9 protein-coding genes are annotated in these 12,122 nt (G+C 68.8%); 5 read left to right on the top strand and 4 right to left on the bottom strand.

Annotation, left to right across the window (positions count from 1 at the left end; genetic code table 11):
• Window positions 1-125: 125 nt before the first annotated feature.
• Window positions 126-941 carry a sulfurtransferase gene (locus tag ABH933_RS16690; RefSeq protein ID WP_429427519.1) on the top strand — a complete coding sequence of 272 codons (816 nt, stop codon included), beginning with the start codon at window positions 126-128 and terminating at the stop codon, window positions 939-941.
• Window positions 942-1,094: 153 nt separating this feature from the next.
• Here the strand turns inward: ABH933_RS16690 and ABH933_RS16685 are convergent, their stop codons facing one another.
• The 3 genes from ABH933_RS16685 to ABH933_RS16675 all read right to left on the bottom strand — a co-directional run bounded on the left by ABH933_RS16685 (window position 1,095) and on the right by ABH933_RS16675 (window position 2,759).
• Complete coding sequence (locus ABH933_RS16685) at window positions 1,095-1,799, bottom strand: HNH endonuclease family protein (protein ID WP_429427427.1); 705 nt, start codon at window positions 1,797-1,799, stop codon at window positions 1,095-1,097.
• A 33-nt stretch (window positions 1,800-1,832) separates the two neighbouring features.
• On the bottom strand, window positions 1,833-2,195 hold the full coding sequence (locus tag ABH933_RS16680) for a hypothetical protein (RefSeq protein WP_429427429.1): 363 nt from the start codon (window positions 2,193-2,195) through the stop codon (window positions 1,833-1,835).
• 129 nt (window positions 2,196-2,324) lie between these two features.
• Window positions 2,325-2,759 carry a hypothetical protein gene (locus tag ABH933_RS16675; protein ID WP_429427431.1) on the bottom strand — a complete coding sequence of 145 codons (435 nt, stop codon included), beginning with the start codon at window positions 2,757-2,759 and terminating at the stop codon, window positions 2,325-2,327.
• A 242-nt stretch (window positions 2,760-3,001) separates the two neighbouring features.
• Here ABH933_RS16675 and ABH933_RS16670 point away from each other — a divergent pair, with 242 nt between their 5' ends.
• The 4 genes from ABH933_RS16670 (at window position 3,002) to ABH933_RS16655 (ending at window position 8,538) form a co-directional block, all read left to right on the top strand.
• Window positions 3,002-3,808, top strand: coding sequence for a hypothetical protein (locus tag ABH933_RS16670; RefSeq protein WP_429427433.1), 807 nt, complete (start codon window positions 3,002-3,004; stop codon window positions 3,806-3,808).
• 120 nt (window positions 3,809-3,928) lie between these two features.
• Window positions 3,929-6,937, top strand: coding sequence for a DEAD/DEAH box helicase (locus tag ABH933_RS16665; protein WP_429427435.1), 3,009 nt, complete (start codon window positions 3,929-3,931; stop codon window positions 6,935-6,937).
• Window positions 6,938-7,702, top strand: a complete 765-nt coding sequence (locus ABH933_RS16660; protein ID WP_429427437.1) for an SWIM zinc finger family protein — start codon at window positions 6,938-6,940, stop codon at window positions 7,700-7,702.
• A 38-nt stretch (window positions 7,703-7,740) separates the two neighbouring features.
• The gene (locus ABH933_RS16655) at window positions 7,741-8,538 is read left to right on the top strand and encodes a helical backbone metal receptor (RefSeq protein WP_429427439.1); all 798 of its coding nucleotides are present in this window, start codon (window positions 7,741-7,743) and stop codon (window positions 8,536-8,538) included.
• Window positions 8,539-8,662: 124 nt separating this feature from the next.
• Here the strand turns inward: ABH933_RS16655 and icmF are convergent, their stop codons facing one another.
• Window positions 8,663-11,914 (bottom strand): fused isobutyryl-CoA mutase/GTPase IcmF, encoded by a 3,252-nt coding sequence (icmF, locus tag ABH933_RS16650; protein WP_429427441.1) that lies wholly within the window; start codon window positions 11,912-11,914, stop codon window positions 8,663-8,665.
• Between the last annotated feature and the right edge of the window lie 208 nt (window positions 11,915-12,122).

Below are 12,122 nucleotides of genomic sequence, written 5' to 3'. Positions count from 1 at the left end.
CCGGATCGTGGCATATGCCGGTATAGGGGCGGACCGGGCTCGAGGTGCGCGGATTGCCGTAGGGTGAAGGGCGTTCGCGTCCCGGGGGTACCTAGGTGGCAGAGGAGCTGAGCTTGACGGCGGTATTGATCTCGGCGGACGACCTTCGGAAGTTGCTGTCCGGCAGTGATTCCGGCGTACATCTGTTGGACGTGCGCTGGGCACTGGGCGATCCCGATGGGCCGCAGCACTATCTGGAAGGTCACATCCCCGGCGCGGTATTCGTCGACCTGGAGACCGAGCTCGCCGCGCCGCCGTCCCCGGCGTGGGGCCGGCATCCGCTGCCCGAGATCGCGCATCTGCAGAAGTGCGCCCGCAGCTGGGGGTTGCGCGCCGGCGAACCGGTCGTGGTTTACGACGCCACGGGCGGCATGGCCGCGGCGCGGGCCTGGTGGCTGCTGCGCTGGGCCGGAATGGCCGATGTGCGCATCCTGGACGGGGGCCTGCCCGCATGGGAACGGGTCGGTGGGGAGCTGGCCACGGGCAGCGAATCGGATCCCGCCGCCGGCGATGTCGTGCTCACCGCGGGGAATCTGCCGATGATCGATGCGGACGGCGCGGCCGGGTGGGACGGGCTGCTGCTGGACGCGCGGGCCGGTGAGCGCTATCGCGGCGAGGTGGAACCGATCGACCCACGCGCGGGTCACATTCCGGGCGCGGTCAGCGCCCCCACCGCCGAGAACCTCACCGCCGAGGGCACTTTCAAGGATCCGGAGCGGCTGCGGGAACGGTTCGCCGGGCTGGGCTCGGGTCCGGTCGCGGTCTACTGTGGCTCGGGAGTCACCGCCGCGCACCAGATCGCGGCCCTGGCTGCCGCAGGGATCGACGCCACGCTGTACCCGGGTTCGTGGTCGCAGTGGTCCAGCGATCCCGAGCGTCCGGTCGCCACCGGGGAGAAGTAGGGCGCGCGCCCGCACCGTCGTCCCCGCCGGCGGCACGGTGTCCTCGGTGCGGATCTCCTCGGGCCACGAAACCGCGGGATCGGCCTGCCCGGTCGCAATTCGCGGCAGCGTCGGCGCCACGTCGGCACGCTCGACCCGCTGCGCGCACGATGCTCACGGGCAGTGGCGGGACACGTCACGCAGCGCGTCGCGGTCTGCGACGGTGATCGGCAGGGCATACCGGGCGGCAGTGGTGAGGTACTTGCCCGCGTAGTAGCAGCGGTAGGCGTGCGCGGGCGGTAGCCAGTCGGCGGGGGTGCGGTCGCCCTTGTCCTGGTTGGCCTCGCCGTCGACCGCCAGCAGGTTGTATTCGACGTCGTTGGCGAATCGAATTCGTTGCGGCAGAGGCCATTGCGCGGCACCCATGTCCCACGCGGCCGCCAGCGGGTACACGTGGTCGATCTGCACCCCGCGAGCATTGGATCTGGCGAATGCGACGCTTCTGCCGGTATAGGGGTCCTGCAGGGTACCGCCGGTCACCACGCAGTCGCCGCCGTGCGCGCGGTACCGCACCGCGCGTAATTGCCGTGCCAGCACCGTGTTACGGGAATCGCAACCGCCGCCGGTGCCGGCCCAGGCCGCGCCGAACACGCAGCCCTGCCCGGCGCCGCAGCCACGCTCGTAGCCGCCGGGATGCGGGCGGTGCGGCACGACACGGACCGCGGCGAGCAGCTGCTCGAGCCGCGCCCGCGTGGGACTGCCCGGCGCGGGCGGGCCGTGGCCGAGCAGGGCCGGACCGGCCAGCAGCCCGAGCGCGACCAGTATTGCGACGATCGGCGCCGCCAGTGCCCATCCCCATTCGCCCCTGTTCGAATGCACGGCACCACTTCTACACCGCGGCGCCGACAGGTTTCACAACCAGGCGCGCGCCAGCAGGTCGTCGGCCGCCAGTTCGGTCGCCTGCGGCGGGAAACGAGTTGCCGCGAGGGTCACCGCCCGCGCCCCGTCGTGGCCGATCAGCCACGAGCCGCCGCGATCCTCGCACTCGGCGATCTTCGCGAAGGTGGTGAGCAGGAACGTGATCGCCTCCTGCGGAGTGTCCGTGCGCGCCAACCGCTGTGATTCGCCGGGGCGCGAGAGATCCAGCCACACTCCGGACTGGCCGTCCAAGCGCATGCCGACGATCTTCGCGGCATCGACGAAGGTGAATTTGCGCCGTTCCCAGGGTGTGGTCGGCGTGAAACTCTGCTCGAGTACCTGGAGCAGAATCGTCATATTCACTGCCCTCCTACAGGCGCGGCGCCTCGACGCCGCCGGTTCGCCCCGTCTGGGTGCGCGGGGCGCGAACCGTAGTGGTTTCGCGGTGCGAAATATTGTGTTGCTGCATTCCGCTGCCGAACCCCTTTAGTCGGCTGTGACCAGCGGATATATCAATGTATCCATCGTAACGCCGCCCGCGATGCGGCGATAGGCCAGCGCTGGCGGAACTTCCTCGCCCGAATAATTTCCGCACCGGCTTCCGCGGTAGCCACGGGTAATTTGTGCCGATTCGATCCCGCGGCTCGATTGCGACGGTGATCGTCCCGCCGCGCGATATTCGGTGGCGTTGCGAACGCGCGAATGACGGGGATTCGGCGCGGGCGAATCGAGGACCGGCGCCGTTGCGTTTCGGTGAATCTCCGCCATTGCCGCGGCGCACCGGGGAATGTCTGCCGCGCAGAGTTTTTCGCTGAGGTGTGCCTCGAATAGAGTGTGCGACAAGGGTTGTAATACCGACTGGTCGCATTTACGTGTTGGCTTCTGCGGGTGCGGATTCGAACTGATTGTGGTGCTCGTCACAGTTGTTTGCCACGATACGTTATCGGGTAGTTACCATGCGGGTCGCACACGTGACGCTTCGGTCGCGGGGGAGCGGTTCGGTCCGGAACTGATGAGGGTGGTGTGGCGACGTGGGTCGGCATCGGAAGTTGAACATGGCACGCCGCGTGGTGTTGCCTGCTGTGGGGGCGCTCCCGTTGGCGCTGGTCGTCGGGTGTTCCAGCACTACGAACAACCAGGCTGATCATTCGTCCTCTGCCGCGGTGCCGACCACGGCGGGCACCGCGCCCACCGAGCAGTCCACCGTGCCGAGCCTGCCCGGCACCGCCATCACGCCGCCGCCGGATCACGAGCAGCAGCCGACCGTCATGGCCCCGCCGACGACTTCCCAACCGGGTGTGACCCCGAGCATTGCCAACAGCCTGTACGGCGGCGCCGTGGGCCCGGTGCAGCCGGGCGTGACGCCGTCCATGCCGCAGCCCGGTGTGGTCGCGCCGAATTATGTTGTCCCGCCGGATTTCCGGCCCATCCCGGAGGCGGAGTACACCGAGCCTGCCCCGGCGGTCAACTGGCAGGATCTGCATGCGCCAACTGCCGTGAAGCCGGTCAAGCCGATCGCGCCGCCGCCGCGCACGCTCCGTCTGGGTAATTTCACCAGCCCAGTGCCGAATTTCGTTCCTGACAACGTGCTCAACACGGTCAACCTCACCTCCGCGAACGGTGAGGCGGCCCTCGCTACCGACATGAACTCGGTGGGAATCAACCCGTCCCGTTCGGACAAGATCGCCGCCGGTACCGCGGCGGGCGCCGCGCTGGGTGCAGCGGTGCTCGGCGTACCGAGTGCCGTGGTCGGTGGCGTTGTCGGCGGAGCACTCGGCGGGGTTATCGGAGGCACCGTGGGTGGCGCGGTCCTGGCCGTGCCGACGCTCGGTACGAGTGTTGCGGTCGCTCCCGTCGTGGGCACGATTGTCGGTGCGGCCGCGGGTGCGGCCGTGGCGGGCATTCCGGCCGCGGTCGTCGGTGGTGTGATCGGCGGCGTTGCCGGTGCTGCCATCGGCAGTGCCGTCTGATCCCGTAAAGGGGTCGGCATCCGAGTTGCGGGCGGCCATGATTTCGGGCCGAAAACGTACCGGAACAGCGGGTATTGATCCCCCAGCCGACCTGTCGGGGGCGGCTGGTTGGATGGGCTGATGCTGCACGGACTGTGGACACCGGGTTCGGGGCTGGTGCTGTGGCAGCACCCCGAGTCCGATGTCGTCGCCGCTATTGATGCGGTCGCGGTCCCGGATCCGCTGGGGGCGGTCGTGCAGGCGGCGCGATTCCGTCATCGCGCACAGGTTGTGGTCGCGGGGCCGGATGTTCCGCGCACCCTGGAGGTGAAGGCGCACGCGCTGGCGCCGCAGGCCGCCGCGCCCGTGCTGTTGCAACCGCTGCCGCCGGGCGCGGTCGCCGCCGACCTCCGCTTCCTCGGCCACGTGGCGCGGGGCGTCGAGCGGTGGGTGCGGGCCGGGCGGATCGTGCCGGAACTCCGGCGCGACGACGGCGACTGGTGGGTCCGCTGGCGGCTGGTCGGCGGGCAGCGCCAGCGCGCGTGGCTCGCCGAACTGGCCGCTGCCATGCCGCCCGCGCTACGGCCCGCGGGTCGCGGCGCCGCGGTACTGGAGGATCTGGTGACGGAATTGGCCGACCCGATCGCACGCCTGTGGATCGATGCGAGGTCGGTGGGCGTCGGGCGCGCCGCCGATCCGCACCCGCTGATCGGCGCGCTGATATCGGGAGCTGCGCTGGACTCCGGCTCGCACCGCGTCGCCTCGGCGCTGCAGGAGTGGCGAACCAGCCTCACGAGCGGCGAGCCGGAGCTGGTGCTGCGGTTGATCGAGCCCGACGACGATCCGGAGCAGGGTGCGGAGACCCTCGCGGCGCTGTGGCGTCTGCAGGTGTGCCTGCGATCGGAAGGCGAAGCGCCACAGCCGGTTCCGCTGCAGGGCGATCCCGCTCAGCTGCGACTGGCCGGAGAGCGCGTGACCGCGGCGATCGCGGCGTATCCGATGTTGCAGCGGTTGCCACGCGATCCCGGCGGCATCGACTTCCTGCTGCCGACCGAGGTTGTCCTCGATCTGGTGGCGCACGGTGCGAACGAATTGCGTTCGGCGGGTGTGCATCTGCTGCTGCCGCGGGCCTGGCAGATCGTGGCCCCGAGCATGCGGATGCAGGTGCAGAGCCCGGCCGCGACCGAAAGTACCGTCGGCATGGACGGTTTGGTGTCCTATCGCTGGGAGTTGGCGCTCGGCGATGTCGTGCTGACCCCCGCGGAGATGTCCCGCCTGGTGCAATCCAAGTCGGATCTGGTGCGGCTGCGTGGAGAGTGGGTGCAGGCCGACCATCGGGCGCTGGCGGCCGCGGCGCAATACCTGGACGGCCGCACCGACGAAACCATCGGCTCGTTGACCCAGTTGCTCGCGGAGATCGCCGCCAGCGAGGTCCGGCAGGTGCCGATCGAGGACGTGACCGCGACCGGCTGGGTGGCAGAGCTGCTGGAGGCCGATCGCGATGCCGCACAGGTCGATCCGCCCGCCGGACTGAAAGCCGAGCTGCGCCCGTATCAGCTGCGCGGCCTGTCGTGGCTCGCCACGATGAACCGCCTCGGCTGCGGCGGCATCCTCGCCGACGATATGGGCCTGGGCAAGACCGTGCAGGTGCTCGCGCTGCTGGTGCACGAAAGAGAAACGGCGACAGTAAATCCCGTACCACTGGCCGCCGCCCAGGATGTGACGGGCGCCGCCGGTTCCGATCAGCCCGATGCAGACGGATCGCCCGCCGGTTCGCGACTCGATGCGACCGCTCCCGCGTCCGACTCCGATCGAGCCGAAGGGCCGGGCGTGGCGAGCGATGCGGCCAACCGGCACATCGGCCCTACCCTGCTGGTAGCGCCCATGTCGGTGGTCGGCAACTGGCAGCGCGAGGCGGAGCGGTTCGCCCCGGGGCTTCGGGTAATGGTGCACCACGGTGCCGGACGTAGCTCGGGAGCGGATTTCGATGCCGCCGTGGCAGATTCGGACCTGGTGATCACGACGTATGCGCTGCTCGCTCGCGATATCGAGGAGTTGAAGCGCCAGCACTGGCAGCGGGTCGTGCTGGACGAGGCGCAGCACATCAAGAATTCCGCCACTCGCCAGTCGCGGGCCGCGCGTGCGGTGCCCGCGCGGCATCGCCTGGCGCTCACCGGAACTCCGGTCGAGAACCGGCTCGAGGAGCTGCGCTCGATCCTGGACTTCGCCGCGCCGTCCCTGCTCGGCAAGGCCTCCCAGTTCCATGCGCGCTTCGCGGTGCCGATCGAACGCGAACGCGACGCCAACGCGCTCACCCGATTGCGCACGGTCACCTCGCCGTTCGTGCTACGCCGGGTGAAGACCGATCCGGCGGTCATCTCGGACCTGCCGGACAAGATCGAGATGACGGTGCGCGCCAACCTGACCGTGGAGCAGGCGGCGTTGTATCAGGCGGTCGTCGACGACATGCTCGCGAAACTGAAGGACGCCCAGGGCATGTCGCGCAAGGGTGCGGTGCTGGGCGCGCTGACCAGGCTGAAGCAGGTGTGCAATCATCCGGCCCACTACCTGGGCGATGGGTCGGGGGTGCTGCGGCGCGGGCAGCATCGCTCGGGCAAGCTGGGGTTGGTCGAGGACGTGCTCGAGTCGGTGCTGGCCGATGGGGAGAAGGCGCTGCTGTTCACGCAGTTCCGCGAGTTCGGCGAGCTGATCGCGCCGTATCTGACCGAGCGGTTCGGCGTCGCGATCCCGTTCCTGCACGGCGGGGTGAGCAAGAAGGGGCGCGATGCGATGGTCGAGCGATTCCAGGAGTCCGGCGGGCCGCCGCTGATGTTGTTGTCACTCAAGGCCGGCGGTACCGGCCTGAACCTCACCGCAGCCAATCATGTTGTGCACCTGGATCGCTGGTGGAACCCGGCGGTGGAGAACCAGGCCACGGATCGCGCCTTCCGGATCGGGCAGCGCCGGGACGTGCAGGTACGAAAGCTGGTGTGCGTCGACACCATCGAGGAACGCATCGACGACATGATCAGCGGCAAACAGGAATTGGCGGATCTGACTGTCGGTACGGGGGAGAACTGGATCACCGAACTGAGCACCGAGGAGATCGGCACGCTGTTCGCGCTGGGCGCAGAGGCGGTGGGTGAGTAGATGCCCTTCGAGGATTACAGCAAGTACGGCAAGGCGATACCGGTCCGCGGCGGTGTCTCCTCGCGCAGTCGCCGCGGATCCTTCGCGCGCACCTGGTGGGGCCGGTCGTTCATCGATGCGGTCGAGCAGGTTGCCGACGCCGGACGGCTCGCGCGCGGGCGGACCTATGCCCGCTCCGGGCAGGTCGTGAACTACCACATCGAGCCCGGCTCGGTGACCGCCGAGGTGCAGGGCAGTCAGCCGCGCCCGTTCACCGCGCAGCTGACCCTGCGCCGGCTGCGCGACGACCGGCTCGACGAGGTCCTGGACCTGATCCGCGGTACGCCCGGCATGCTCGCCCAGATCGCCTCGGGCACGCTGGCCCAGGAGCTCGGGCCGCTGCTGCTGCCCACGACGGCATCCGAACTGAATTTCTCCTGCAGCTGCCCCGATGCGGGCTGGCCCTGCAAACACGTGGCCGCGGTCTGCTACATCGTCTCCGAGCGCCTCGACGAGGAGCCCGCGGTCATGCTCACCCTGCGCGGCCTGGACCTGGACACCCTCATCGGCGGGGTGCAGCGCGAGCAGGGCCCCACGGTGTCCGACGACCTGTACGGCGAGAACGTCGTCCTGCCGGAACTGCCGCGGCCCGAATTCCGTGCGGTGGTGGACGATCTGGACCCGATCCCGCTGCGGCAGGCGCTGCGCATGACCGCCGAGGACGAGCGGACGGCCGAGGCGGGGCTGCGCGAGCTGCGCAAGCTGTACCAGAGCCTGGACCGGTAGGTGGGACTACCCGCCATCGCCGGAACTATGGTGAGTATATGACCGGCGGTGACGTGGTCGACGATCTAGGCGAACCGGTGCCGCTCACGCGCCCGGTGCGACGGGTGGTGTCCCTGGTCCCGTCGCTGACCGAGGCGATCGCGGTGAGCTGCCCCGACCTGCTGGTGGCGGCCACGCAATGGTGCACCCATCCCGCCGATCTGGACGTCGAGCGGGTGCGCGGGACGAAGAATCCGGACACCCGGCGGATCGTGCGATTGGCGCCGGATCTGGTGGTGTGCAATCAGGAGGAGAACCGGCTCATCGACGTGCAGCGCCTGCGCTCGGCCGGAATTCCCGTATGGGTCACCAGAATTCGCACCCTCGACGAGGCATTCGCCTCGATGACACGGCTTTTCGAGGTGGTGCTCGGCGTGGACCGCCCGGCGTGGCTCGCCGCGGCCGAAGCGCTCTGGGCACCACCGCCGCCGCGTCCGCTCGTCGACGCGGTCATTCCGATCTGGCGCCGGCCTTGGATGGTCGTCGGCCGCGACACCTTCACCGCAGACCTGGCCCGACGCATCGGATTACGCCTCGTGCACGCGGGTCGGGCGCAGCGGTATCCGACGGTCACCGCCGACGAGCTGGTGCGCGGCGTGCGGCTGGCCGTACTGCCCGACGAACCCTATCGCTTCACCGAATCCGATGGGCCCGATGCATTTCCGGGCATTCCGGTGGCGCTGGTGTCCGGCCGTGACCTCACCTGGTACGGGCCGTCCCTGACTACGGCCCGTGCCCGGCTGACCGATCGGCTCAGCCGTGCGATCGAGGGCGCTCCCACGCACTCGAGCCAATAGTCGCAAGATCGATACGGCCCGCCAGGCGGCCCCGACGGTGCTCATCGGCCGCAGCGATCTGGTTCCTCGGACTCCGGCGGAGTGGAGCAATCGTCGCGATCAGCCTGCGGGCGCCCGGCCGGCCCTACACGTTGCGGCGGTACTGCCCGCCGACGGTGAAGAACGCGTCGGTGATCTGCTGGAGGGTGCAGACGCGGGCGGCATCCATGAGGACCTCGAAGACGTTGTCGTCGGTGCGGGCGGCGGCCTCGAGGCGGGCCAGCGCCGCGTGGGCCGCGTCGCCGTGCTGCGCCTGAAAGTCGCGGGTGCGGTGCAGCTGCGACTGTTTTTCCTCCTCGGTGCCGCGGGCCAGTTCGATCTCGCGGTGTTCCTCGCCGTGCGGGCTGCGGAAGGTGTTCACGCCGATGATCGGCAGCGTTCCATCGTGTTTGCGATGCTCGTACCGCATCGACTCGTCCTGGATGCGGCCGCGCTGGTAGCCGGTCTCCATGGCGCCCAGCACGCCGCCGCGTTCGGAGATCCGCTCGAATTCGGTGAGCACCGCCTCCTCCACCAGGTCGGTGAGCTCATCGATGATGAAGCTGCCCTGCAGCGGATTTTCGTTCATCGCCAGGCCCCATTCCTTGTTGATGATCAACTGGATGGCCAGGGCGCGGCGCACCGATTCCTCGGTGGGCGTCGTCACCGCCTCGTCGTAGGCGTTGGTGTGCAGGCTGTTGCAGTTGTCGTACAGGGCCATGAGCGCCTGCAGGGTCGTGCGAATGTCGTTGAAGCTCATCTCCTGTGCGTGCAGCGACCGCCCGGAGGTCTGCACGTGATACTTCAGCTTCTGCGAGCGCTCGGCGGCGCCGTACTTGTCCCGCATCGTGATCGCCCAGATCCTGCGGGCCACCCGCCCGATCACCGAATACTCGGGATCCATGCCGTTGGAGAAGAAGAAGGACAGGTTCGGTGCGAAATCGTCGATGTGCATGCCGCGCGCGAGATACGCCTCGACATAGGTGAATCCGTTGGACAGGGTGAAGGCCAGCTGGCTGATCGGATTCGCGCCCGCCTCGGCGATGTGATAGCCGGAGATCGACACCGAGTAGAAGTTGCGAACATTGTTGCGCACGAACCATTCCTGGATATCGGACATCATGCGCAGGCTGAATTCGGTGGAGAAGATGCAGGTGTTCTGCCCCTGATCCTCCTTCAGGATGTCGGCCTGGACGGTGCCGCGCACCGTGGCCAGCGTCCGGGCTCGGATATCGGCGGCCTCGTCCGGGCCGGGCTCGCGTCCCTGTGTGTCCTGGAACCGTTGCAGCGCTTGGTCCATCGCTGTGTTCAGGAAGAACGCCAGAATCGTCGGTGCGGGACCGTTGATGGTCATGGACACCGAGGTGGTGGGCGCGGTCAGGTCGAAGCCGTCGTAGAGCGCCTTCATGTCGTCCAGGGTGGCGATGGAAACCCCCGAGGTGCCGACCTTTCCGTAGATGTCGGGCCGCTCGGCCGGATCGTGGCCGTACAGGGTCACCGAATCGAAGGCGGTGGACAGGCGCGTCGCCTCGGCATGCTCCGAGAGGACCTTGAAGCGGCGGTTGGTGCGGAACGGATCGCCCTCGCCGGCGAACATCCGCGCGGGATCCTCGTTGTCGCGCTTGAACGGAAAGACCCCGGCGGTGAAGGGGAATCGCCCGGGCAGATTCTCCGCCCGCAGGAACCGCAGCAGCTCACCGTGATCGGTGAAACGCGGCAGGGCCACGCGCGGAATCGAGCTGCCCGACAGCGACGTTCGGCGCAGGGGCGTGCGAATCTCCCTGTCCCGCACCTTCACGACCTGCTCCTCGCCCCGATAGGAGTCGGCGACGGCGGGCCAGTCGCGTAGCAGTTCGGCGTTGTCGGCGCTCAGATCGGTGCGTGCGCGATCGAGGAGGTCCGACACCGCGGTATGCGCCGCGGCCGGCCCGGCCGTCGCCGTGGAGTCCGGCGACGCGGCACGCAGTTCCGTCAATACCTGCTCGAAACGCTGCACCCGCTGCGCGGCAAGCACTTCCCGCTCGGTGTCCGCGTGATAGGCACGCACCGTCTCGGCGATCTCGGCCAGGTACCGCACCCGCGCGGGCGGAATGATCTGCGCGAACCGGGTCGAGGCTCGGGTGTCCACGCGCGGCAGCACCCCGGGCTCCAACGGCAGGCCCGACTCGGACAGCCGCTCCACCAGATGCTGATACAGCGCCGTCACGCCGTCGTCGTTGAATGTCGCCGCGCTGGTACCGAATACCGGCATATCCTCCGGGGCGCTGCCGAACGCCTCCCGGTTGCGCACGAGCTGACGTGCCACATCGCGCATTGCGTCGGCGGCCCCTCGGCGCTCGAACTTGTTGATGGCCACCACATCCGCGTAGTCGAGCATGTCGATCTTCTCGAGCTGTGAGGCGGCGCCGAATTCCGGCGTCATCACGTACAGCGCCGTATCGACGTGGTCGACGATCTCCGCATCGCCCTGGCCGATGCCCGGCGTCTCCAGGATCACCAGGTCGTATCCGGCGGCCTTGCAGGCCAGGATCATCGCGTCGATATTGTTCGGGAGCTCGTGACCGCCGCGGGTGGCCAGCGACCGGAAGTAGACGTGGTCGCCGTCGAGCGAGTTCATCCGGATCCGGTCGCCCAGCAGCGCGCCCCCGCCGCGCCGCCGCGTCGGATCCACCGCCAGGATCGCCACGCGGAGCTTGTCCTGCTGATCCGAGCGCAGCCGCCGGACGAGTTCGTCTGTGAGAGAGGACTTTCCGGAGCCGCCGGTGCCGGTGATGCCGAGCACCGGCACCGCGCGGGCGGCGGCCGCGGCCGTGATCGCGGCGAGATCGTCCGCCGGCAGATTGCCGGCCTGCAGGCAGGTGACGGTGCGCGCCAGGGCATTTCGCTCACCGGCCAGCACCGCGTCGATCGCCGCCGGTTCCCGCGACAGGTCGACGTCGCAGTCGCGCACCAGCTCGTTGATCATGCCCGGCAGGCCCAGCCGCTGCCCGTCCTCGGGGGAGAAGATCCGTACCCCGGCCGCGGCGAGCCGGGCGATCTCCGGCGCCACGATCACTCCGCCGCCGCCCCCGAAGATCCGCACGTGCCCGGCGCCGGCCTCGCGCAGCGCGGCGGCGAGGTACTCGAAGTATTCGACGTGCCCGCCCTGATACGAGCTGATCGCCACGCCCTGCGCATCCTCGGTGAGCACCGCGTCGACGACCTCGCGCACGGCCCGGTTATGTCCGAGGTGAATCACCTCCGCGCCCTGCGCCTGCAGGATCCGCCGCATGATGTTGATCGCGGCGTCGTGCCCGTCGAACAGCGCCGCCGAGGTCACGAAGCGCACCGGATGCACCGGAACGTGCAGGTCGGCCATGGCATCCTCCATAAGAGGCCGTCGTAAAGTCGATGACCCAATAGTAGGACATCAAAGTAATTCTACGATCGGACCCGCCGGTGTGCCAGGGGTTCGGGATGAAGCCGGCGACATGGGATGGATCACATCCCGCAGCCGTGGAATAGATGGACGTCCAACTATAGGATGACCGCATACCGATTGGTCCGGCCGGAAGCCGGACCGTTCT

The organism is Nocardia sp. GP40 (assembly GCF_050434125.1).
Taxonomy (GTDB): domain Bacteria; phylum Actinomycetota; class Actinomycetes; order Mycobacteriales; family Mycobacteriaceae; genus Nocardia; species Nocardia albiluteola.
Note: the sequence above shows the minus strand (reverse complement) of the source record. Positions and strands in the feature narration are given on the sequence as shown.